The sequence below is a fragment of the Mycobacterium sp. smrl_JER01 genome (assembly GCF_048513595.2).
Classification (GTDB): domain Bacteria; phylum Actinomycetota; class Actinomycetes; order Mycobacteriales; family Mycobacteriaceae; genus Mycobacterium.
This window is the reverse complement of sequence record NZ_JBLXXK020000001.1, coordinates 69,807-92,439: the sequence shown is the minus strand read 5'-3', so window position 1 is coordinate 92,439 and position 22,633 is coordinate 69,807. Positions and strand designations below refer to the sequence as shown.

General features: G+C 63.3%; 23 protein-coding genes and 3 pseudogenes. 11 read left to right on the top strand and 15 right to left on the bottom strand.

Annotation, left to right across the window (positions count from 1 at the left end):
- Positions 1 to 396 precede the first annotated feature (396 nt).
- The gene (locus ACNUDN_RS00470; RefSeq protein WP_041801085.1) at positions 397 to 1,632 is read left to right on the top strand and encodes an IS256 family transposase; all 1,236 of its coding nucleotides are present in this window, start codon (positions 397 to 399) and stop codon (positions 1,630 to 1,632) included.
- A 112-nt stretch (positions 1,633 to 1,744) separates the two neighbouring features.
- On the opposite strand, the gene ACNUDN_RS00465 is transcribed toward ACNUDN_RS00470, so the two are convergent.
- The gene (locus tag ACNUDN_RS00465; RefSeq protein ID WP_419120116.1) at positions 1,745 to 2,608 is read right to left on the bottom strand and encodes an alpha/beta fold hydrolase; all 864 of its coding nucleotides are present in this window, start codon (positions 2,606 to 2,608) and stop codon (positions 1,745 to 1,747) included.
- 98 nt (positions 2,609 to 2,706) lie between these two features.
- On the opposite strand from ACNUDN_RS00465, the gene ACNUDN_RS00460 reads away from it, so the two are divergent.
- Positions 2,707 to 3,363: a winged helix-turn-helix transcriptional regulator gene (locus tag ACNUDN_RS00460; RefSeq protein WP_419120115.1), complete on the top strand. Its 657-nt coding sequence runs from the start codon at positions 2,707 to 2,709 to the stop codon at positions 3,361 to 3,363.
- A gap of 67 nt (positions 3,364 to 3,430) precedes the next feature.
- Here ACNUDN_RS00460 and ACNUDN_RS00455 read toward each other — a convergent pair whose 3' ends face one another.
- Entirely contained in the window at positions 3,431 to 4,150 is a 720-nt protein-coding gene (locus tag ACNUDN_RS00455) for a carboxymuconolactone decarboxylase family protein (RefSeq protein WP_419120114.1), read from the bottom strand.
- A 17-nt stretch (positions 4,151 to 4,167) separates the two neighbouring features.
- On the bottom strand, positions 4,168 to 4,611 hold the full coding sequence (locus ACNUDN_RS00450) for a MerR family transcriptional regulator (protein WP_419120113.1): 444 nt from the start codon (positions 4,609 to 4,611) through the stop codon (positions 4,168 to 4,170).
- Between the two features lie 369 nt (positions 4,612 to 4,980).
- On the opposite strand from ACNUDN_RS00450, the pseudogene ACNUDN_RS00445 reads away from it, so the two are divergent.
- Positions 4,981 to 5,199 (top strand): annotated as a pseudogene (locus ACNUDN_RS00445) (IS110 family transposase); the annotation flags it as partial.
- A gap of 222 nt (positions 5,200 to 5,421) precedes the next feature.
- Here the strand turns inward: ACNUDN_RS00445 and ACNUDN_RS00440 are convergent.
- Complete coding sequence (locus ACNUDN_RS00440; RefSeq protein ID WP_431959135.1) at positions 5,422 to 5,859, bottom strand: FAD-dependent oxidoreductase; 438 nt, start codon at positions 5,857 to 5,859, stop codon at positions 5,422 to 5,424.
- 75 nt (positions 5,860 to 5,934) lie between these two features.
- Between ACNUDN_RS00440 and ACNUDN_RS00435 the strand changes: the two genes are divergently transcribed.
- From ACNUDN_RS00435 to ACNUDN_RS00425, 3 genes are all read left to right on the top strand, one after another.
- Positions 5,935 to 6,741 (top strand): TauD/TfdA family dioxygenase, encoded by an 807-nt coding sequence (locus ACNUDN_RS00435; protein ID WP_431959133.1) that lies wholly within the window; start codon positions 5,935 to 5,937, stop codon positions 6,739 to 6,741.
- Between the two features lie 286 nt (positions 6,742 to 7,027).
- Positions 7,028 to 8,569: a SulP family inorganic anion transporter gene (locus ACNUDN_RS00430; RefSeq protein WP_419120110.1), complete on the top strand. Its 1,542-nt coding sequence runs from the start codon at positions 7,028 to 7,030 to the stop codon at positions 8,567 to 8,569.
- An 11-nt stretch (positions 8,570 to 8,580) separates the two neighbouring features.
- Positions 8,581 to 8,979, top strand: a complete 399-nt coding sequence (locus ACNUDN_RS00425; protein WP_419124950.1) for a MerR family transcriptional regulator — start codon at positions 8,581 to 8,583, stop codon at positions 8,977 to 8,979.
- 257 nt (positions 8,980 to 9,236) lie between these two features.
- On the opposite strand, the gene ACNUDN_RS00420 is transcribed toward ACNUDN_RS00425, so the two are convergent.
- Complete coding sequence (locus tag ACNUDN_RS00420; RefSeq protein WP_419120109.1) at positions 9,237 to 10,580, bottom strand: hypothetical protein; 1,344 nt, start codon at positions 10,578 to 10,580, stop codon at positions 9,237 to 9,239.
- Positions 10,581 to 10,975: 395 nt separating this feature from the next.
- Here ACNUDN_RS00420 and ACNUDN_RS00415 point away from each other — a divergent pair.
- The 4 genes and pseudogenes from ACNUDN_RS00415 to ACNUDN_RS00400 all read left to right on the top strand — a co-directional run.
- Positions 10,976 to 11,329: pseudogene (locus ACNUDN_RS00415) on the top strand (type II toxin-antitoxin system TacA family antitoxin); the annotation flags it as partial.
- Positions 11,326 to 11,835, top strand: a complete 510-nt coding sequence (locus ACNUDN_RS00410) for a GNAT family N-acetyltransferase (protein WP_419120108.1) — start codon at positions 11,326 to 11,328, stop codon at positions 11,833 to 11,835. The pseudogene ACNUDN_RS00415 and the gene ACNUDN_RS00410, both read left to right, overlap by 4 nt.
- 365 nt (positions 11,836 to 12,200) lie before the next feature.
- Positions 12,201 to 12,479: a hypothetical protein gene (locus ACNUDN_RS00405; protein ID WP_419120107.1), complete on the top strand. Its 279-nt coding sequence runs from the start codon at positions 12,201 to 12,203 to the stop codon at positions 12,477 to 12,479.
- Positions 12,476 to 12,664, top strand: coding sequence for a hypothetical protein (locus ACNUDN_RS00400; protein ID WP_419120106.1), 189 nt, complete (start codon positions 12,476 to 12,478; stop codon positions 12,662 to 12,664). The genes ACNUDN_RS00405 and ACNUDN_RS00400 overlap by 4 nt, the downstream gene beginning before the upstream one ends.
- Here the strand turns inward: ACNUDN_RS00400 and ACNUDN_RS00395 are convergent.
- Positions 12,652 to 13,812, bottom strand: a pseudogene (locus tag ACNUDN_RS00395) (IS3 family transposase). The gene ACNUDN_RS00400 and the pseudogene ACNUDN_RS00395 sit on opposite strands and share 13 nt — an antisense overlap.
- Before the next feature lie 1,176 nt (positions 13,813 to 14,988).
- On the opposite strand from ACNUDN_RS00395, the gene ACNUDN_RS00390 reads away from it, so the two are divergent.
- Entirely contained in the window at positions 14,989 to 15,309 is a 321-nt protein-coding gene (locus tag ACNUDN_RS00390) for a hypothetical protein (protein WP_419120105.1), read from the top strand.
- Positions 15,310 to 15,796: 487 nt separating this feature from the next.
- On the opposite strand, the gene ACNUDN_RS00385 is transcribed toward ACNUDN_RS00390, so the two are convergent.
- The 9 genes from ACNUDN_RS00385 to ACNUDN_RS00345 all read right to left on the bottom strand — a co-directional run bounded on the left by ACNUDN_RS00385 (position 15,797) and on the right by ACNUDN_RS00345 (position 22,590).
- A complete protein-coding gene (locus ACNUDN_RS00385; RefSeq protein ID WP_419120104.1) occupies positions 15,797 to 17,575 on the bottom strand; it encodes a hypothetical protein in 1,779 nt (592 codons plus the stop codon).
- Between the two features lie 3 nt (positions 17,576 to 17,578).
- Complete coding sequence (locus tag ACNUDN_RS00380) at positions 17,579 to 18,628, bottom strand: hypothetical protein (RefSeq protein WP_419120103.1); 1,050 nt, start codon at positions 18,626 to 18,628, stop codon at positions 17,579 to 17,581.
- A gap of 521 nt (positions 18,629 to 19,149) precedes the next feature.
- Complete coding sequence (locus ACNUDN_RS00375) at positions 19,150 to 19,398, bottom strand: hypothetical protein (protein ID WP_419120102.1); 249 nt, start codon at positions 19,396 to 19,398, stop codon at positions 19,150 to 19,152.
- Between the two features lie 95 nt (positions 19,399 to 19,493).
- Complete coding sequence (locus ACNUDN_RS00370; protein ID WP_419120101.1) at positions 19,494 to 20,153, bottom strand: DUF6308 family protein; 660 nt, start codon at positions 20,151 to 20,153, stop codon at positions 19,494 to 19,496.
- A 71-nt stretch (positions 20,154 to 20,224) separates the two neighbouring features.
- A complete protein-coding gene (locus tag ACNUDN_RS00365) occupies positions 20,225 to 20,380 on the bottom strand; it encodes a VOC family protein (RefSeq protein ID WP_419120100.1) in 156 nt (51 codons plus the stop codon).
- Positions 20,381 to 20,401: 21 nt separating this feature from the next.
- On the bottom strand, positions 20,402 to 20,551 hold the full coding sequence (locus ACNUDN_RS00360; protein WP_419120099.1) for a hypothetical protein: 150 nt from the start codon (positions 20,549 to 20,551) through the stop codon (positions 20,402 to 20,404).
- A gap of 89 nt (positions 20,552 to 20,640) precedes the next feature.
- Complete coding sequence (locus tag ACNUDN_RS00355) at positions 20,641 to 20,835, bottom strand: hypothetical protein (protein WP_419120098.1); 195 nt, start codon at positions 20,833 to 20,835, stop codon at positions 20,641 to 20,643.
- Positions 20,836 to 21,166: 331 nt separating this feature from the next.
- On the bottom strand, positions 21,167 to 21,451 hold the full coding sequence (locus tag ACNUDN_RS00350) for a hypothetical protein (RefSeq protein ID WP_419120097.1): 285 nt from the start codon (positions 21,449 to 21,451) through the stop codon (positions 21,167 to 21,169).
- A gap of 470 nt (positions 21,452 to 21,921) precedes the next feature.
- Positions 21,922 to 22,590, bottom strand: coding sequence for a uracil-DNA glycosylase family protein (locus tag ACNUDN_RS00345; RefSeq protein WP_419120096.1), 669 nt, complete (start codon positions 22,588 to 22,590; stop codon positions 21,922 to 21,924).
- Positions 22,591 to 22,633: the final 43 nt, after the last annotated feature.

Below are 22,633 nucleotides of genomic sequence, written 5' to 3'. Positions count from 1 at the left end.
GCAGTGTGTTCAACGGAGGTGCGAAAGAAGCGGACCCAGCTACAAAAGGGTGCTGAGACCATCGATGTGGCTGGCGCGGACTCAGCGCCCGGATCTCGGCATACACGGTGAGATGGTGCTCCCGTGCGGCCGCGTTGTTGAACCCACCGGCTGCCGATCCCAGGAGATCCCCAGTCGTTGGGACGCCGCACTGACGAGCCCAACGGCAGGCAAGCTCCGACAGTCGGTCAATGCGCCTAAGTCACCTGTCTGGAACGGGAAGGGTTGCGTCCATGAAGATGGTGTACGAGTTGGGCCTGATCAGGATGCCCGGCGTGTCGTAGCCCAATGATTGAAGGTCATCGCGTGATTCTTCGAGAGACCCGCGAAAGTCACTCGAGCAAAGGAATCGACGCGATGACCACTGCCCACGATATCGACTGGCCCGCCGTGTTGGCGGATCGACTCACCACCACCAGCCCTGACGTGCTGCGCGAGCTACTGGCCACGTTCATTCACACGCTGATGGGCGCCGAGGCCGACGCGCTGTGCGGCGCGGGCTACGGTCAGCGCAGCAGCGAGCGCACTAACTCCCGCAACGGCTATCGGCACCGCCAGTTCGACACCCGCGCAGGCAGTCTGGATCTGGCGATCCCCAAGCTGCGCCAGGGCTCCTATTTTCCTGACTGGCTGTTGGAGCGCCGTAAACGCGCGGAGCGGGCCCTGACGACCGTGGTGGCCACCTGCTATCTGCTGGGGGTGTCCACGCGGCGGATGGACAAGCTGGTGGAAACGCTGGGCATCACTAGTTTGTCGAAGTCGCAGGTGTCGGTGATGGCCAAGGAGCTCGACGCGGCCGTGGAGGCGTTTCGCACCCGGCCCTTGGATGCCGGCGCGTACACGTTCATGGCCGCCGATGCCCTGGTGCTCAAGGTCCGCGAAGGCGGCCGGGTGGTCAACGTCCACGCTCTGATCGCCACCGGGGTCAACGCCGACGGGTACCGCGAAATCCTCGGGGTCGACGTCACCACCGCCGAGGACGGTGCCGGCTGGTTGACGTTCCTGCGGTCGCTGACCGCCCGCGGCCTCTCGGGGGTCAAGCTGGTCACCAGCGACGCGCACGCCGGGTTGGTCGCCGCGATCGGCGCGACCCTTCCCGGTGCATCGTGGCAGCGCTGCCGCACCCACTACACGACCAATCTCATGGCCGTCACGCCCAAGGCGTCGTGGCCGTGGGTCAAGACCCTGCTGCACTCGGTGTTCGATCAGCCCGACGCAGAATCGGTTGCCGCCCAATACGACCGGGTCATCGATGCGTTGGAGGGCAAGCTGCCTAAGACCGCCGAGCACTTGGAAGCGGCGCGAGCGGATCTGCTGGCGTTCACCGCGTTCCCCAAGCAGATCTGGCGCCAAATCTGGTCCAACAACCCCCAGGAGCGGCTCAACAAGGAGATCCGCCGACGCACCGATGTCGTCGGGATCTTCCCCGACCGCAACGCCCTGATTCGCCTCGTCGGCGCCGTGCTGGCCGAACAACACGACGAATGGGCCGAGTCTCGGCGCTACCTCGGCCTCGACGTGCTGAGCAAATCACGCGCTGTCAATGACACCCCGACAGAACAGGAGGACACCCCGGCGGCGCTGACCGCCTGACCCATCACGACGAAGAATCACACGACAACGTCGTACACCACGTCCCTGGACTTGACCACGGGAAGTCTCGGATCTAGCCACGTTGCACGGCTCGCATCCCGCCTCGCAGGTCCTATGACTCGGGAGTGTGGAGCGCTCTGCTCTGCGGATGCCAGTTGCGGATGGCCGACGCGAACTCGTCAGGTGCGTCGGACATGGGGTAGTGACCGACACGGTGAAGCGTCCTCGTCGAATGATTGGGGAAAGTCCGTTCCAAACGTGTGCGGTACTTATCGGTGAAGATGGGATCCGAGTCACCCCAGACGATCAGGGTCGGCAGGGCCGCGACTGGCCCCAGGTGCTCAACGAGTTCGACGAAGAATCGGCGAGCACCAACGAGGTCACCTGGTTGCGTTGCAGAGGCACGGCGTTGTTCGGGTGTCGATGTCGTGCGACGGTAGTGCGCCATTTCAGCGCCCGTCACTTTCCGCCGCTTATGCGCAGCGGGAATGAAGAAGTTGACCAGCGGATTGAATCGCCCCATCAGTGCCCGGCCAACGGGGTTTCCCCCCATACCCCGGGAGGCAAGTTCGCTGAATACGTCACCATTGAGCGGCCATGCCCACGTGTTGGTCAGGACGAGCCCGGCGAACAGGCCTGGCCGCTGCTCCGCGGCGTAGAGACCGAGCGGGCCGCCCCAACCGTGGGCAACCAGCGTCAGCTCCGTGAGGTTCAGGTGATCGAGGAACGCCACAAGGAGCTGCGCGTGTTCATCGGCGTGGTACCGATAGTCCGGCGCTGCGGTCGACAGACCGAATCCTGGAAAGTCCATGGCGATACACCGGAATTGGCCTCGCAGCGCGGTGATGACATCGCGATAGACGAAGGACCAGACGGGATTGCTGTGCAACATCAGCAGGATCGGGCCCGAGCCTTCGTCGATGTAGTGCACGACGTTGCCGTCCACCTCAACGAAGCGGCTTTCGAACGGGAACAACGTGTCGTCGACCCAGCCGGGCCTCTCGGTCACAGTCATCCGCACCCCTCCCTCGTCTATGCTTGATATAAGCAAGTGCAGTTTAAATTATCAAGTGGATGGTGGGGATGAGTCGGAGCTACGGTCAATATTGCGGACTGGCCAGGGCACTCGATGTCATCGGCGACCGCTGGAATCTACTGATCGTTCGTCAGCTCCTGGTCGCTCCAGCGCGCTACCGACAGCTCGCCGAGGGCCTTCCTGGCATCGCGACGAACCTGCTCGCAGACCGGCTCCGCGACCTGGAAGCAGCTGGCGTGATCGAACGCCGTCTCAGCGACGACGATGGGCACATCGTGTATGGCCTCACGCAGTGGGGCGCCGACCTGCGGGGCCCCATCGAAGGTCTCGTCCGTTGGTCGACACCACTGATGGTCCGCGGGCCAGGAGGCGACCGCTTCCGTTCCGAATGGTTGCTCATTGCCCTCCCTGCTCTCTTCGCGGGCCGGGCCCCCGCCAGGTGGCCAGCGACCATCGGGGTAGCCGTTGATGGCGGCGTCATCCAAGTCCATGCCCACAGAGCGGGGATCAAAGTACGGCCCCATGACGGCCGAGAACTCGATGCCATCATCCGCGCCGGCGCCCAAATAGTGCTTGGGCTCGCAGCGGGCATGCTCAGTCTCGATCAGGTCCGTGGAATGGTCGCCATCGAAGGTGACGAAGCCATAGTTCGACACGTCCTCGCCGCCGTCGACCCAAACGCCACCGGAAGTTAAGTCTCCTGTTCAGAGAATGGCGGCAGCACAGATCCCGTCAGCTCAGCAGCGGTCTCCTTGCCCTGTCTTAACGCGTGTGGGGCTGTTTGAGATCAACGGCGATGGCGGCGAAAGGTTGGCTGCTGAGGTTGTGGGGGCGGTGACGTCCGCCGGGTATCCATCGGACGTCGTGGGCGTTCCCTTCGGTCTGTTCCACGGTTCCATCGGGTAATTCAAAGCTCAGTTGCCCGTCAGTGAGCCAGAGAACAACGCAATCGTCGTAGTCGTGCATTACAGAGGATTCGTGAGGACCGTAGTTGATGTGCCGAACGGTCACATGGTCGTTGGTGAGCAGCACGCGGTGGTGTTCGGGATCGAGGATGGTGGGGTCTTCGACGTCAGGCGGCTCCTGGCTGAGGCTGATGCCGCGGTCGGCGAAGACCTGCTTGACCACGAAGATGGCGTTGAGCGCCTTCGGGAAACCGCAGTACACCGCGGAGTGGATGATGGCTTCCACAATTTCGGTGGGGCTGAGACCCACGTTGAGTGCGGCGTTGACATGAACCGTCAGCTGCGGCTCGCAGCCTCCCAGCGCGGTCAGCATGCCCAGGGTGACCAGCTGGCGCTGTGCCGGCACCAGGCCGGGGCGGGCGTAGACATCAGCGAAGCCGTAGCTCACGATGTGCTCGGCGAGGTCGGGAGCTATATCGGACAGGGATTCCACGACTCGGTGCCCGGCCTCGCCATCGACAGCGGACAGCACCGCCAAGCCCTGTTCATAGCGCGACTGCGCTGAAAGAGGGTTCATGCTGGTAGCGGCGCTGATCATAGGTGTTGACCTTCCGAGTTTTCTTTTGCCGCCAGTTGATGGCGGTAGTGGGTGATCTTCGCGTCGAGTGCGGCGAGGTGGCTGCGTAGTTGATCGATGTGGGCGTGCACGTCGCGGTGGTGCCGTTCCAGCATTTCCAGCCGCTGGCCCACGGTGGCCTCGCCACCCCGGCGCAACTCAGCGAAAAGCCGCATGTCGGCGATCGACATCCCGGTAGCGCGCAGCCGAAGCAGAAACTGCAGCCAGGCGAGATCGGCTGCTGCGTAACGCCGTTGCCCGCCGCTGGATCGATCGACGGCCGCCACAAGCCCGGCCTTTTCGTAGTAGCGCAACGTGTCTTTAGATAGGCCAGTCAGCTCGGCCACTTCCGCGATGGTCAGAGCCGAACCATCAACCGCGATAGACGCGGTGGAGTCTGCGGCATGCCCGGTTGACGTCACACCCCAACGGTAAGACTTGGAGCGCACTCCAAGTCAAGGGCGGCCGCCAAACCGGCGCGCAACAGCGTCTCGGCGGTTCATCACATTGGTGTCGGCCGTGGGTCGACGGCCGATGGTGTGTGGACGCGTTGGCCGGTGAACAGCCCGTTACCTTTTCATGGCCCTGATACCAGGGCTCCGGTCGCCAGTTCCGGTATGACCTCTCGCCCCTGTCTTTCCAATGATCCGGGGGGTGGTGTCGCCGGAGCTGGCGACATCGACGGACCGCTGATAGGGACAGGGCCGCAGGTAGGTCTCTTCGTAACGTGGGTGCTGGCGTCGATGCCAGATCGGTGACCGGACCGACCTGAGACGAGGAACATCACTGGCATGGAAGAGGGATTCACAGTCTATTGCGGGATCGATGTCGGCAAAGGCGAGCTCCACGCTGTCGGCCTCGACGCTGCAGGACGCCGGCTGTACGACAAGGCCTTGCCAAACAACGAGGCCAAACTGAGGGCGGTCTTCCAGCAATTAGCCACCCGCGGGCCGATATTGATCGTGGTGGACCAGCCGAACACCATCGGTGCTCTGCCGGTCAGCGTCGCCTGGACGGGGGTGACCAACGCGAGATGCAAGATCCGCAATCGGAAGAGGCTGCGGGGCTGTGCTATTCGGATCCACGAGCCGATGGAATGCCCCGCGGTGTAGGACTGCTTCTTGAGAAAGGTTTGCAAGCGGGGCTGTCCGAGGGCAGATCGCATAACTGGAGGTCTCGAGGGCGACCGACGCCTCATTCATGCCGTGTTCTCGGTGGCCCGGCCTCTTGGTCTACGAGAGCAGGTGCGCGAACAGGTTGACGGTACTGCGCGGTGTGTCGGGACCGAAGAACTGCCGCAGGTTGTGCGCGCTGCGCTGGGCGACCTCGGCGCTGCGCGGGAAGAGTGCGTCCTCGTAGGCAGTCACTGCTTTCTCGATGTCGGCGGGGTGCGCGACGATCTCCGCGGCCAGCGCCGCGCCGTCGAACAGGGCGAGGTTGGCACCCTCGCCGGCGAACGGCGACATCAGGTGCGCAGCATCGCCTATCAACGTCACGCCGGGTAGCCGCTCCCAGCGATGAGTGCTGGGTAGGGCGTAGATGGGATGAAGCACAGGATCGTCGATGTTGCCGAGCACCAGCGAAGACAGTACTGGATCCCAGTTCTGCAAACGCTGTGCCATGAAAGCCTGCATGGCCCATGCGTCCCCGGTGTCGACGGACGTCATCATCTCGAGGACCCCGAGGGCGCCGTCCGGCAGGCGCGCCTTCTCAGCGCGCAGCTGCCGATCAAACTTCGACGGTCTTTGATCGACTTTGAACGCGTCGGCGACGGCGCGTTCTTGGTGTGCGGCCTCGAGGTCGGTGCCGTCGGTGCGACCCCGGAGAACCCTGATAACGACGTCACCCACCCGACGGAGATGGCTAAAAGCACCTCGCTGATCTTGTCGGTGCTCGCTCACCTAGTGAGCTACCGTGCCGAGTCCTGGGGTCGTATCTGCCAATGCCTGGTGCCGACCCGGGCCGCCAGGCGAATGCAAACCTCGACAGGTTGGGGTGTCTGCTTGGAATGCCACACCGAACAGGCATTCAACCTGCTCACGCGACCCGACTTCATCGCCCTCGGATGCCTGCGTGGGGACCCGCACGCCATCACCTACGTGATGTCAGCTCGTACGCTGCAAAGGCACTTGCCCAGCTGGGCAGTGGAATTGCTCTACGAAGCGCGGTTCCTCACCCGCGTTGATCAATCGTTCGTCACCGGTGGTGTTCCAGACACGATCCGCGGCCCAATCGCGGTGCTGACCGGCCCCACCGACGACCCGGTCATAACGTATGACGAGGACCTGATGTACAGCGAAAGCCCCGACCACCAACGGGCACTCGACCTGATCAAAGAAATTTGGGTGGCCATCCGGAGCTGCGTTGTCCTGCAGCGAGGCAGCGTCATCGTGCTGGACAATAGCCGCGCCGTCCATGGCCGTTCTGCATTCAGCCCGAGGTTCGACGGCAGTGACCGGTGGGTAGCCCGTTTTCAGGGTGTGACGGGCCTAGCGATGACGCGGCACGCCCGCAAGCCGGGCTCGCCCGTCATCGAGATCCCCGGCTGCTAAGTCGCTCAAGAGAATCCGGTGGGGTCGGACACGTGGACCCCACCGGATTCCAAGCGACCACATTCGGGACTGTCTGGCCTCACGCTCAGAAGACGAGGGCCCTCGGCGACGGTGGCGCGGATCACTGGATTCGCACTCTAACCTCGGGTGAGAGTAGCTTTGCTGTCGGCTGTGGCCGACGACCTTGCACCCTGCGGTGCCGGAGTTCGCGCTTCGGCCGCATCGACGCGGCCGCCTCCCTGATGATCGCTGGCACCGCGGTGCCCTGCACACTGAACGGAAACGAGTGTCTTCTCAACCTATTTCGTCCAATTCTGCGGTGCGGCAGGCAGGGGATCCCAGCACTTCCGTGATGGCCGCACTGCGGTCCCCGCAGCGCCTCAAGACCGAGGTGCTCGCCGGCCTGGTCGTCGCGCTGGCCCTGATCCCGGAGGCCATCTCGTTTTCGATCATCGCCGGAGTTGACCCACGCGTCGGTCTTTTCGCCTCCTTCACGATGGCGGTGACCATCGCCATCGTTGGCGGTCGCCCCGCCATGATTTCGGCGGCCACTGGCGCCATCGCCCTGGTCATCGCACCGTTGGCCCGTCAGTACGGACTCGACTACTTCGTCGCCGCGGTCCTGCTTGCCGGCGTCTTCCAGATCGTGCTCAGCGTTCTGGGAGTCGCCCGGTTAATGCGGTTCATCCCGCGCAGCGTGATGGTCGGCTTCGTCAACGCCCTGGCCATCCTGATCTTCACCTCTCAGCTGCCCCACCTGCTGGGGGTGCCTGCGCTGGTGTATCCGTTCGTGGCCGTCGGCCTGGTGATCATGGTGTTCTTGCCGAAACTGACCACCATCGTTCCAGCGCCCTTGGTGGCCATTGTGCTGCTGACCGCCGCGGCGATCGTTTTCTCCGTCCGCATTCCCAACGTCGGCGACGAGGGTGAATTGCCGTCGAGCCTGCCAAGCCTGTTTTTCCCCGACGTGCCGTTCACCTGGGAAACCTTGACGATCATCGCTCCCTACGCCCTGGCAATGGCCCTGGTGGGCCTGCTGGAATCGTTGATGACCGCCAAATTGGTTGATGACATCACCGACACCCACAGCAATAAAACCCGCGAAGGCTGGGGCCAGGGTGTGGCCAACGTGGTCACTGGCTTCTTCGGCGGCATGGGCGGCTGCGCCATGATCGGCCAAACCATGATCAACGTCAAAGTCTCCGGCGCCCGCACCCGCATCTCCACCTTCTTGGCCGGGATCTTCCTGCTGGCCTTGGTCGTCGGGCTCGGCGACATTGTGGCACTCATCCCGATGGCCGCCCTGGTTGCCGTCATGATCATGGTGTCGGTCGGCACCATGGACTGGCACAGCATCACCCCGTCAACCCTGCGCCGGATGCCGCGCAGCGAAACCCTGGTCATGCTCGCCACCGTCGCAGTCACGGTCGCGACGCACAACCTCGCCTACGGTGTCATCGTTGGCTCCCTGACGGCGATGGTGCTCTTTGCCCGGCGCGTCGCCCACCTCGTGACCGTGGAGAAGATCGCCGAATCCGACGATGAGCACGACGGCACCCCCGATACCGTCGTCTACCGCGTCACCGGTGAATTGTTCTTCGCCTCCAGCAATGACCTGGTGTACCAGTTCAACTACACCGACGATCCCGCCCATATCGTGATCGACATGTCCGGTTCTCACATCTGGGACGCCTCCACCGTCGCCGCCCTCGACGCGGTGACCACCAAGTACCGGGCGCGGGGCAAACACGTTGAGATCGTCGGTCTCAACACCGATTCCGCGGACCGCCACGACCGGCTCTCCGGCAAGCTCGGAGGAGGGCATTGAGCGGGGGCCACATGCAGATCGGGCAGGTCGCCGCACGCACCGAGTTGTCCATCAATACCGTGCGTCACTACGACGAGGTGGGCTTGGTGACCCCGTCAGCCCGCTCGGCCGGCGGATTCCGGCTCTACACCGAGTCAGACGTCGACCGGCTACTGGTGATCCGTCGGATGAAACCGCTTGGGTTTTCGCTCGCCGAGATGCGGGATCTGCTGGCCTCGCTGGACACCCTCAACAAGGTCGAGGAGACCGAAGATCGGCGAGCCGCCGCGGCGCGCTACCTGCATCAGTGCCACGCCAAAGCACAGGAAAGTACCGACAAGTTGCGTCAACACCTCGCGTATGCCGAGGAACTGACCGGATTAATTGCCGCCCGGACTGCCGGACTGTCCGGACTGAAACCGCTCTCATAGGTTGCGGTCAGCAGAGTTGTGTACCAGTCGGGCCTGATCAGGAGCGCCGGCCTGTCGTAGCCCAAGCCCAGCACAGTCCGCAGGTCGATGTTCTCGGGCCTGAACCATCATCTCGAAGAATCACACGACGACGCCGGACACCACGTCCCGTGGACTTCATCGCGTTCGGCGGTGATCTTGCGGCGGGTTGTGGGGGGTCATGAGCTGACCGTTCCCACGCGGTAACCCCCTCTGCCGAGGTTCTTTTCGAGTGAGAGTTATGTGACTCTGCGAGTTTCGCGTGCCCACCGCACCACTGACCTGTGGTCCGCGGACGAGCTCAGCCACCCTTCATTTATGCCAACCTTGCGCGCTGCCACCGCGCCGCCAACGAGAACAACCCCCGCTACCCCACCCGGGGCAGCGCTGATATCGGGAACGACTTCCGACAGCGCTGCGCCGACACCGGATCCGACGCCACCTCCGGCGATGGGTGCGGTGGACTGCTGAAGTATCTCCATGCTGCGGTTGGCCCATCCTTTCGGGGCATCGGCGCCACTAAGAGACTCACCGATCTGCTCCACTAGCCGGCGAAGCGAGGACACCTTGTGCTTGTGCAGCCAGTCGATCCTGTTCGTCGAGGTCTTTTGATACAGATTCCGAAACTCATCTGGGTCCAAGTTCGCTAGCTTGTACGCGACGCTGCCGAGCCCTCTGGCGTCGTTCGGATCGAGCGCGACTTCCTCGACCGGCACTCCATCGGGATAAGACCCGCTATCGGTTCCAAAGGTAGCCCTCATGAAGGCGAGGTAATTGCTGGGTCGCACTGACAGCATCGAACCGTGCTGATGTTTCAAGGCAAGCTGCCGCCGGTCGTGATACCAAGCCCTGAGTAACTCAGCATCGTTGGAAGCAGGCGTGTGGTCATTCAAGGCTGCGGTCAGAGCGCCATAACGAGTTTGATTGTGCTGGACGGTGTCTCGAACCACTTGCTGATAGGCGCGGCGGCCGGCATCGGTCGCGAACTGTTCGGTAGATAGCGGGTTGGCGGTCATTTCTCGTGCGAGGTTGAATGGAACACTTGGCCAGGTGCGAAGGACGGACTCGTCGTCAAATTTCGACCAGACATTCCATCCCGACTCGATACGGCCTATTTGATCTTCGGTGGCCCCCATTTCGCGGGCCACTCGGAATAGCCGTCGCATTGTCCTGGTCAAGTCTTGCTTCTTGGGTAGATGAGTTTGCGCTAGCGCAAGCGCGATACTGGACTCGAGTTGATCGTCGACAAGAAGCCGCAGACTGAGGGGGTGGAAGCGCTTCTGATTGACGTCCGTCAGCGTCAGCCGAAGCGTCTCTGGCATGGAACGCGCCCTCGTCCTGATAACCAGAGTCGGGCGCTCAGCGGTGTGCCCCGCCATTTCCAACAGCTTCTTAGGCGACAGTTCGAGCAACACACTGCCATTGAACAAGTCACTGTCGGGTATAAGCAGTTTGCCGAAGATTGCGATGTTGAGCCGAACGAGACCGGTAAATGCGTCCTCAGTGACCCTTTCTCTACTGGCCTGCTTCTGCCCATAGGAGGAGAGTTCGTCGGTAAGCAAGAGCTCATTGGTTGCTGGCATGCACGCTCCCCGGTACGCGGCCATGGCCGCTGTTTCCAGCTGCCGCCCTCGTGCCATTCTATCTGCGCGGCCGCGACCGCTGCGGCCTTTCCTACCAGCTCGCGGTCGCGGCCGCCATTTGCTTTCCTCCCGCGGAGGGGGTCGGATCTTTGCTCGGCGAAAAAGTTGGGCAAGATTAGCGAGGGGGTGCGCCGCTTCAACGATCTAAGTCACCAAATCGAGCAGTCTGCTGCACGGTCAGGTCAAACTGTCACCTGCAGGTGCTTTGAGCGAGATCAGCAGAATAGAAGGCATGCCTCCCCCTCACAGGGTTGAAAGCGACGAGACGACCGTGGCCGTCCCACCGCGACCCAACTGGCCCCGGCATAACTTCCTGTGTGTAAGAGCGTGTTTTACAGGTACTCGGTGCATCGATGCTGGTCAGCGTCGTGACCAATACCCCGTTGCATTGTGTGCCTGATAGGCACACAATGGACGGCATGGCTACGAAGACGGAGCGGTTCGCGGTGCGCCTGACTGCTGAGCAGGACGCGCTGATTCGTCGTGCCGCCGAGGTGGAGGGGACGGATCTGACCAACTTCGCGGTGACTGCGACGTTGGCTCATGCCCGCGAGGTGCTCGCCGATCGGCGGCTGTTCATGCTTGATGCGTCGGCCTGGTCGGAGTTCGTGGCGGTGCTGGACCGGCCGGTGTCGCAGAAGCCGCGGCTGGAGAAGTTGTTCGCGGAGCCCTCGATCTTCGACGAGTGAGCGGTTACAGCGCGCCCCGACCGATCAGCGAGCACGATGTGGTCGCCGACTTCGACAGCGGCGAGCCCACCCTGGATGAGTACCTGCGGGGACGCGCCCTGGCCAACCACGTCGAGGGTGCCTCCCGGTGTTTCGTGACGTGCAGGGATGGCCGTGTCGTCGGGTTCTACGCGCTGGCCTCGGCGGCGGTGGAGCGCGCCGGCACACCCGGGCGGGTGCGGCGCAACATGCCCGATCCGGTGCCGGTGATCCTGTTGTCGCGGCTGGCGATCGACCGCAAGGAACGGGGCCAGGGTCTGGGCGCTGCGCTGCTGCGTGACGCGATCACCCGCGCGGTGGCCGCCGCGGAGATCATTGGGGTGCGGGCACTGCTGGTACACGCGCTGCACGAGCAGGCCCGAGCGTTCTACGCGCACTTCGATTTCGAGCCCTCACCGACCGACCCGCTGCACCTGCTGCTGTTGATCAAAGACGCTCGCGCCCTGCTCGACCCGCCGCAGAAGTGACTGGCTGATGCCCGATGACAAGGAGAACGCAGCCGGGAACCGGCGGTGGCGATCAGCAGAGACGTTCCACGGGTTTCTCGCGCACATGGACGAGTTCCGGCGGTCACCGGAAGGTCAGCGGCTCCACGCCGCCTGCAGGCCGCCGAGGCCGCCCTGCAGGCCTGGTTGGCCGATCAGCCGGACGTCGTGGTGGGCCGCCACGGCGGTCAGGGTGCCCGAGCAGTGGGAAGGCCCGGTCGATGGGCACAGCTTCTACTTCCGCGAACGGGGCGGGGACTGGGACATCGAACTGGAGCTGCACGTGCAGCAGCCCGGCATCACCAAGGGAGACCTCATCGCCAGCGGCACGATCACCGCCCCCGGGTATGGGCAGAGCCTTTCGGGAGCGGGCGGCGTTCATCGCCACCACCGTCCGCAACCATCTGCGGCACACACAGACCGCCGAGGCCACCGCCATCTCGGACTACGCCTACCGGGTCGAGTGGTCGCCGGAGGACGACGAATTCGTGAGCCTGGTCGCCGAATTCCCCTCACTGTCCTGGCTGGCACCCACCGAGGACGAGGCACTGCACGGCATCATCGAGGTCGTCAAACAGGTCGGGGCCGATGACCCCGACACCGCCGGTGGTAGCGGACTCCGATGACCGAGGAGAGCATCGACGTCGAGTTGCTGGGACAATCGGCGTTCCACAAGCTCACGCATGGCTTCGCGATTCGCGACCGGCTGCGCGACGTCCTTGCCGAGCAGCAGGCGATCGAGCGGCAGTACCGCCGCCACGACAACGGGTCTGCTGCACGATCAGGTGACAGTTGCGGTCACGCAGCCTGACTGGCCGGTGTGGTCATACTTGCTTCGTATTCGATTGGGGTCAAGCGCCCGAGGCCGGCCTGGCGTCGGCGTCGGTGGTAGGTCCGTTCGATCCAGGTGACGATGGCGATCCTCAGCTCCTCGCGGGTGGCCCAGCGGCGGCGGTCCAGAACGTTCTTCCGTAGGAGGCTGAAGAAGCTCTCCATGGCAGCACTGTCGCCGCCGCACCGACGCGGCCCATGGAGCCGACCATGTCGTAGCGACCCAAGGCGTGAAAGAACTTTCGGCTTCGAAATTGGCTGCCGCGGTCGCTGTGCAGAATGCATCCGGCCACCCCACCGCGTCGTGCCACCGCACTACTGAGCGCGGTCGTGCCAACCGGGACTTCATCCTGGAGTCGATCGAATACCCGACGATGCCATTGGAGAACACGTCCTTGATCGCGCACACGTAGAGCTTGCCCTCCCCGGTGCGGTGTTCGGTGATATCGCTGAGCCACAACTGATTTGGCACATCTGCTGTGAAGTCGCGCTTTACGAGATCATCGTGCACCGGCGGGCCGACTTTACCGTTCTTGCCGCGCTTCTTGCCAAAGACGCTCCACCACTGGTTCTGGGTGCAGATGCGCCGGGCGGTACGCTCGGCCATCGGCTCACCGGCGTCGCGGGCCTCTTCTACCAGGTAGCGGTAGCCGAACTCCGGGTCGTCTTTGTGCGCGTCGAACAGGGCGTTGGCGCGGTAGGCCTCGGCGATCTCGGCGTCGGTGATGGAATCAGCGCGCCAGCGGTAGCAGGGCCGGCGGGCGAGCTTGAGTACCCGGCACGTCACCGCGACGGGAATCCCGTCGGCGGCGAGCTCAGTTACGAGCGGGTAGAGCCTTTTCCCGGCAGATTGGCCTGCGATAAATACGCGGTCGCCCGGCGCAGGACCTCGTTTTCCTGCTCCAACAACTTGATCCTTCGCCGCGCGTCCCGCAGTTCTGCCGAATCGCTGGTGCTCTTGCCGGACTTGGTGCCTTCGTCGATATCGGCTTGGCGCATCCACTTGTGGAGCGTCATCGGGTGCACACCGAAATCGGTGGCGATCTGCTCGATCGTCACACCGTCATCGCGGTTGCGGGCAACGCGGATGACATCGTCGCGGAACTCACGGGGGTAAGGCCTGGGCACAAGGACATCCTTCCAGCCCGCCCACACTGGGCAAGCCAACTCAGATGTCACCTATTCGTCCAGCAGACCCGAGATATCAAGCCGGGCAATGTAGTCCTCGACGAGGACTTCCGCGCTGCTTATCTGGGTGATCTGGGCAATGCAGCTCGCATGGACGAGTTGAACGAGGCCGACGCGAACGGGGCACACGGCTCTATCGCCCGCCCGAATTGGCCGGCGAACGGTACGGCATAGCGGGTGACATCTACAGCATGGGTTTCACGCTGTTGGAGTTGTTCGGCGGGCCTCTGGACTACGCGGATCTAGATAATATCGAGATCACAAGGCGTTCTGGACCGCGGCCTGCGGGCGGTCGCTGACCGGTATCTCCGTTTGGGACCAACGATTCCCACAAGTCTGGAGCGGCTCGTGCTGGCGATGGTGTCGAGGAGTGTTGCCCGGCGGCCCAATTCTGCTGCTGCGGCGTTACGAGCGCTTGGACGCATCAGCTTCATCGATTGGCTGCCAGCCGACTCGTCGGGAAGGCGCGAAGGCTTCTGGCCGCCTACCGCACCAAAAGTGGTTCTGGCCGTCGAAGAAAGGACTATTCGTTCCGGCCCCGATGCTGGCCTCGCCGAGCTCACCGTCCTTCATCGTAAAGTCCAAGCCCAGGAGTGGCGTCGGATTTCGCAGCTTTCCGATCGCCTTAGACCTGACGACCGTCGCGCCCGTCGAGCGGTTCACGACGCAAACGTTGCGTTCTGCGCGAATCGGTGGGCGGTGCGCTGAAGAGCGGCTGCACATTCCGGCGCAAGTTGCATAAGTTCCCGTCGGATATGTGGCATGGAGTCATCTGCGAGTACAAACCGCGCCCGCTGCCCGCCCTTCGGACCCTCAACACAGAGAAGTTTCCCGTCGTTGACGAGCTCCCAGATTGCTCGCGTAATACCGCTCGCACGCCACCCCACGTCAGGGTCTTTCACAAAGCGGAGCGCAGGTAGCCCGGACGTCCTCTACATCGAACGATTTTCTGCACCCTGACTCAGCCAATCGTCGAGGTCGCGTAGCGCCTGATGGAGAGGCCAGTGGTCACGGGCGTCAGCGCGGTGCCCGGTGCACATGCCAGTATCGATTCCAGAAGGAATGACATATGTATCCGAGACATATTTCTAATGTATCGCCGCGGTAGGACAGAAAATGGACGACATTCCAGTCGACCCTTACGAAGCCGTGATCCGCAGTCGCGACAAGCAGGTTGGACTGCGGTTGCCGCTGCCTTTCGATCAGCGGATTGACGCACTACTTGCGCGGGCCACGGAGGCCGGTGAGAGGACCAATCGCAAGGAACTGATTGCCGCACTTCTCGCGACTGCCGAACTGTCGGGTGAGGAGCTCGGCCGCATGTTGCGGCAGTACCGCACCTCGAAGGTCGGCGATGTGTTGTTGGATCGCGATGACTCTGGGGCCGACGTAATCCAACTCGTGTCTCACAAGCCAGGCCCTCGCAAGGCGCGTTGAGGCACATCGGCACCGACGGCCGTCGGGAATACGGAGCCACTTGGGGACTTAAGCGAGCACATCCCCTTCGACCGTCGATCTCCCGGCAAGCGGGCGAAGTAGTCAAAAACACAGAGGTCACGCCCTCTTTCGAGTTCGTGACCTTTGCGCCTGCAGTTCGTAGAACCGCTCGCGGTGTGCGGTACGTTCCTGCAGTTCAGAAGCCCTGTTGCGAAATCGGTTCCAGCGGTTTTTTGCGGAATCTCCAGTGATTTATCCGGCGCACGCAGCGCTAAGTGGATGACCCCGCGGTGCCGGTTGACGAGGCCATGGTGCGGCTTCTTGTGCGAGATCAGCTCCGATGCAGGGTCGCGGATCTGCCGCGGGAGACGGCGCTGTCGGCGATCTTCCCCTGACAGGTAATTTTTGACCGGGATTTGTCTGGCGCATCGGACATGCCGCAGCGGGCCGACGCGGTGTTCGCGCGGCCCGCTGCGGTTGGGTCTCGTCAGGTCAGGGGCGGAGTCTTGGCGGGTTCGTGTCCGAGGTGGTCGCGGAGTTGGCGTCGGCGGACGTCGATGGATTCTTCGCGAGCCTGGCGTGACCTGTAGGTCTTCTGGATGCGGTGATTAGTGCTGGCTACGGCGAGCGCCAACAGAAGCTTGACCATGGGTTCGCGTCGGGGACCCCACTTGAGGTCGACGAGGTTGGTGACGTGGGCGGATTTGAGGATGCTGAATGTCTGCTCTGTTCGAGCGCGCGCTGCCTCGAAGTACAGCGTGTGCTCCCAACTGGCGCCGACCGGTCCCCATTGGGCCTTCTTGAGCTGCCGGGGTGTCAAGGTGACTGTGACGATCGATTGGGTGCAGCATTGCCGTTCGCTTGCCTGCCAGGTCGGCGCTGCCGTCGGGGCGCCGAAGGCGGCGCGTGTCATCGAGGACGGTTTGAGTGGGCATCGGACGCGCAGCTGCACAGCGGGGCAGACAAACTGCGCCTTCACGTCGAGTCGCGGTTCGACCCCTAAGGGTGGCCGTCCTCGTGGGCGGCTCAGCCGCGGCCGGGAGTTCAGCCCCATCAGGAAGGGCAGAACGCTGGCCAGGCGGCGGTCGTGAGCTTCCCATCCGTTGTCGGCCAGCAGGTCGCGGGTTTTGGGCATGTGGTGTTGGCCGAGCAGGTCGGCCGCGGCCGGACAGTAGAACGAACCAGCGAACTGGATGGGTCCCGGCGGGACCTCTGTGGTGGCGCCGGGTGGATTGGCCGCGGTATCGGTGAGTGTCCAGCTCTGTGGGTACCGCACGACGGCGGCGTACTGGTGGTCGAGCATCAGGCGCGCGAAGCCGTCTTTGGGGTTGTAGCCCATATCCGTAGTGAGACGCGGCAGGCGTGCCCGTCCCGCACGCCGCGTGTCGAGGCCATTGCGTTTAGCGTGAGTGATCGCGACGTCGAGTCCATCGACGCTGCCGGAGGTGGGCGGATGGACCTCCACCCCGATGACGACGGGCGCGACTGCGTGCAGCTGCTCCGGAGGTCCAACGCGTATCACGGCGGTCAGTCCGATGCCGAAGCCACGCTTTCCACCGCCGCTGGCGTCTTGATTCACGGTGGTGGAGTGCTTGTCTCGGGAGTAGTAGCTGCCGAAGTATGCGGCTCCGCGCTGCTTGTCGGGTTTTATCCCCAACCCAGGCGAAGGGCCGGCGAGGTCGAAGATCGTCTCGTCGGCCACGATGTCACCGACGGCCTCGGGCGGCCGCGGATCGACGATGGACCCGAAGACGATGCGATTCATGACCGTTCGCAGGCGTTCGGTGGCTTCTACGCTCGCTGTGCGTTGTTCGGTGCTGCGGTGGGCGATGATGCGGCGGTGTTCGGCGTTGGTGATTCGTCGTGCTGGTTGGTCGGGGCTGGGATCGAGTGGTGCGAGGCGGCGGTTGAGCCAGGCAACGAAGCGTGTCCGCTCGCGGCGTTGCTCGGCGCGATCGGCGAAGATGCGGGAAGTGTCTTGTCCTGCCATTCCGACTTCGGCGAGTTGTCGCGGGGTGAGGTCGCCGATGGCCTGCTGGATGGCCTTGTAAGTCGGGGTTCGCCCCAGCATCAACAGCCCCAGGGCGGCGACGAGGACGGCAGAGATGGTGTAGGCGATTCCGGCGCAGTCCTGTCCCCCGGCTCCGCGATGCTGGTCAAAGAAGTCGTCGATCATCTCCGCCGCGTGTGATCGTTCGATGATGACCTTGGCTTCACGGAAGAGGTTGTCTGACAGGCGGTATGACTTTTCGAAGTCGGTGATCATGGTTCAGCTTTCCGTCATGAGGGCGATCGCGCGATGGATGCCGTAGGTGGGGAGTTGGGTGCGTTGGTCGGCGAGGACTTGAACATCCACCACGTCGGCGAGTTGCAGAAGCAGTGCTGCTGGGACGCGGTCGGCGAGGTCGAGGATCCAACGGTTGCGAAGCGCGGCGGCGCTGATACTGCGGTGACCGCGGGCGCGGAGTTGTTCACCGATGCGGTTGGTCGCGTTGCGCTCCACTTCTCCCTTCGCGGCCGGTAACAGGTAGTCAGATCCCTTGCGCTGGGCAAGGGTCAGCAGCCGGCGGGAGATGTCGGGATCGGTTACCGGAACGAGCCGTGTCCCGCCAGCTGTGTTCTGCAAACGCACGATCGCGATGGGTCGACCCTCGATGGTCTCGCTCGTGATGGATGTGCCCCTCAAGACCTTGAAGTCGGGCGGCCGCGCGCCGGCGCCGTAGCAGAGATCGAGTAGGAGAGTGAGGCGTCGTCGGAGCCACTTCGGCAGGGTCGGAGCCAGGGCGTACCAGTGACGAATGTCCTGCTGTGCGGCCGCGTCGATTCTTTTGCAGCGTGGGGCCGGCAAGGTACGTGCCTCCGGGTACTCCCGGGGGTGCACGAGTCGGCCGGCGTCATAGAGAATCCACCTGATGGTGCGCATAGACCGGTTGGTTTTCCGGGTGGCGATGTCCATGAGGTGCCGGTCGACGTTGGCCCGACGCAACGCTGTTCGGTAGTCGAAGGTGCCGACCCGTTCGGCCTCGAACGCTAGGTACCGCGCTAGATGAGCCGCCGAAATCCGATCGGTAGACAGCGCGAAGTCACCCAGACGGCACCACAGGCGTTTGGCTGATTCCAGCGCGGGCACCAGGTACCGCGGATCGACGCCTCTGATGGTGAGGCCCGCCAAGGCCCGATAGCGCTCTTCGTCGATGTCGTGGTGGAACGGCGCGAGCACGTGGCGTTGGCTGTCGGCTCGGTCGTGTCCGGCCTTGGACACCGGCTTCTCCGGCTCCCAGTCGTCGGCGGCGGAGGCCATGGCGCCGTGGCGGCCCATCAGCACATGCTCCGCGACACACCGGCACAGCCGTTGACATGCGCATGCGAACACGATGAAATGAACAAAGTTCCTCCTGAGTGGATCTGGGAAAGGTTCCAAGGGAACGAGGTCGCCGCGAACTTGCGGCGGACGGAGAGCCGGGTTGCCGCCCGGCTTTTCCCGTTTCTAACGGGGTTTCCGACGAAAAGTGCCTTACCTCAACAGTTTCTGGTAGCCGTTCCTCCTCGCTCTGGGGGCGCTCAGCCGGATGGCCAGCGCACGTCAGGCCTCGTGCGATCTAGCGGGGCAAGACCGTAGCGTCGTTATCGCAGCCGTCGTGGCCTGTCCGGATAAGACGTGACCCGGCCTCGGACAGTGAGACATCCCAGTGCTGGGCACGGTCGTAGATCATCTGGGCCACGTGAGGTGGCAGCCGTAACTCGACCCGGACCCGCTCCCGCACCCTGTTGGGTGGTCTGTCCATTGCTCGCCTCCGGTCGAATTGCCGGTACAGCACCGGCATGGCTGAAGCTAAACCGTTACTTGAGGTGATCGCGGTAGCCACGATCTACGCGTGTCTGGTCATCCGGCGCATCCTGAACTTTGGGCGGCACATAGCAATTTCCCTCTGCAGGAAAGGTTTCCACCTGTGGTAACGATCGCAGCACGCTGACGTGCAGCAGTGTCGGAAAATGCCGGTTACGAGATGCAACACTGCCCACGACAACACCAGCGGGACCCAGAGCTGCCAGATCCCCGCAGAGCCGCATAAATGTGTTGTAGATCACATTGCAGTCAGTAGGGCTGCGTGCCAAAGGTTTTCCACGGAAAACAGCCGTAACCCGGGCGGCGGCCCCTGGGTGGGGTTACCGTCGCACACCCGTCAGCGCTGCTGATCGACTGTCGTCCACAGCAGCACGTCGAGGATCCGCAGATTCGACACCGCAACAGGCATATTCGGCACATCGCTGCGGATTTGCGTCAACCACGTCCACATCGCTCGGTCGTCGGCGGCGAGGACCGCTTGGAACTGTCGCCAGTAGTCCACGGTGTCCAGGCCGGTGGCCTGCTCAACGAAGCTGTCCCAGATGGGGATGAGCCGCGGACGTTTGGCAGCGATGAGCTTGCTGGTCCGGGTTCTTCCCATACCGTCGTTACCTCGACGCAGCACCTGCCACAACCGGCTGGCAGGCCCACCGGCCGTCAGGTCGTCGGGGTCGATGGTGATGATGTCGACGTCCACCGGGATGTCGTGCAGCAAAACGGTGATGTCGCGGGCGTCGCGACCTAACAGGCGGATCGCCGCCTGGGCAGGGATATCGACACTGAGCATCGAGGCGGCGGTGAAGTCGGCGGGCCCAATCGAATACGGATCACTGTTCAGCGCGGCCATTGCCTCGAATTTCAATCCTGAATAGGCCGGTCGTCCGGCAGCGGTGACGGCGTAGTAGCGCGTCAACAGTTCGACGGCCTCGTGGGTACGGCGCTGCACCACAACTTCGGGCCACCGATGACGCCACTGCGTGTATTCGAACTCTGCCATTCTGGTTCTCCCCACAGACAACGCTCCGGTAGTAGGTAACCACGGCGGGCCGACACTGACGGGTCTTTTCCTCATCGGGGCTGCGTCAGGGTGATCTTGTTGCCCTCGGGGTCCGAGGTGCGCACGAAGTTGGGCAGGTCGCAGGTCCACGACGCTCCGGCGGCGTCAAGCCGCCTAACGGTGGCCGAAATATCCTCGACCACGAAGCCGAGTTGCAACTGGCTCACCGGGCGCCGCGCAGTCGCCGGCTACAGCTGCAGCCCCAGTTCGCCGTCGTAATGGCGAGGATGTTCCGGCTCCTCGATGCAGAACAACGCCAATCCGATCGCTTCATAGAAGCGCGCGGCCGCATCAAAGTCGCTGACGAACAGCGTCAGTTCACGAAGATCAACGGCCACGGGCGATGCTGAACCACTCGATCCGATAGCACCGGGGATTCACTTCAGGGTTCCCCTGTCTGCCGATCGCGATCGAGCGCAGCTGCCAGTCACTGGTTCAGGAAATCTTGGGCTGCTGATCCGTGTACCTGGTGGGCGGTCGCAGCCACTTCGCCGACTGATGCCAGCGTCACCGCTTTCCACCGTCCAGCAGTGTTGATCTCGTCGACAACAGCGACGTTGTCCACAGCACCGCAATGAGATGCCGACACCAACCGTCGTGCGGCGATCCAGTCATGATCCATCCGCGCCCCTTTCCCAAGTGACCGCATCGGGCACCGTACCGGCCAGGACCGACAGACCTCCGAGCTCAGCCCTGCCGCGGTTGCTGCCTTGCGAGATATGCCTTGACTGCTGCACTACGACGATGGTCAGGCGGAACTACCCTTCCTGCCAGCTTGGCCGAGGCTTTCGTGGCGCGGCGGCCAGCGTTCCTGAGGGCCTCGTCCGACACGACCACCTTCTTCGGTGTTCGTTGTGCCACAACACACCTCCGTGGAGCCAGTAGAGAGTCGACGGTACCGCTGGTGAACGAGTTCCGCTGCCCGACGGCACTCGTCAAGGACTCATTCCGAGTCAATCACCGAGCACCGCAATGGATCGCGGCTCACCCGCGATGCGTCTGACCGTCTCCCGCTGCGCTTGGGTCAGCATGTCCTCGGTATAGCCGTCAACCGCGAGAGCCCACCAGACCGTTCCGACGTTGGGGCAATTCGGGCAACAGCGGGGGCCGACGACGCCGAACTGGCCCATCCGCGGTGGATAGTCCCACCCAAGGTTGAATGCATCACCCGGGGTCAAGATTTCCTCCACCCCGCATACTTCGCAGATGTGCCGCCACTGCGGTTCGGTGTCACTCACGTGCGTCAGTCTCACCCGCAGGGGTGACACGTGAAATGCAGCGGCCGCAGCCCCCTGCTGTTCGCCATCCGGGCTCACGGCACGATCTGAATATCCGACTCGTATCTCCCACTCTCACAGCGGGATACTCGCTTGGCCTGTCGCGATGGTCTATCCCCGTCCGGTTACCCAAGGGCGGTAGCACATGGCAACGACCGCCTCGCGCGACCGACGCCGGTACCCTGGGTGTCGGTTGAGGCAGTCACGGGCTAAGTCAGAAGGAGGTGGGAACGATGGCGTCCGAAACGCCTCCGACATCACGCGAGTGGCGGACATGGCCTGACATAGCCGAATTATTCGATGGGCCAGAGGATCCCGGCTGGAACGTGGACCAAGACGGAGTTGAGCACGACGTCCGCGATCCAGATAGCGACCATCCAAGTGGCACTTAGTAGTATTGAGTGACGCGAAGATGGTGCCACGGCCGTTGGTCAGTCCGTTGCGTTGACGTCGGCCATCCCAGCGCACGTGGGCTCAAGACCGGGGGCAGCATCGTGAAAGGCCCACCTCATGGCGTCGGCCAGACTATGGACGTACTCCTGTTCGAGTGCGCTGTCGTGCTGGCGCTTGATCCAGGCGGGATGCTTGGCGAAAAGCAAGTAGGGCGAACGCGGCTGCCGACCGCTAGGCGCACGGAACGGCCACGGAGAGACCCGCGCCGTCGGGTAGAAGAATGACAGAACACGTTTGGCGTCGACACCGAGCGCGATTACCAATCGTGGGCGGACCAGTTCGAGCTCGCGATGCAGATATGACGAGCAGTTCACTATCTCGTGCTCATGGGACCCACGATTCTTGGGCGGGTGACAATGCACCACGTTGCTGATGAATGTCTCGCCCTTGGCGCGGCCGGCGAGCCGCAGACTTTCGTTGAGCAAGTTTCCGCTTCCCTCGAAGAAGGGCTCCTGCGGCTTCATGCACTGCTCACAGAGGCTTTGCCCCACAATCACGACCGGTGAATACAGATTTCCCCAGCCCGGCGCAGCCTGGGTCACGCCCTCCTTGTTCATACCTGCACAGCGCGAACAACTGCGGATCTCGTCGTCGAGCAAGTTTTTCCGCTGCTGGAGGGAGCCCTCAGAGTCCTTGCGGATTGTCACTAGGCTGCCTCCCCTCGGAAGTATTGCAAATCCTCGGCCACGC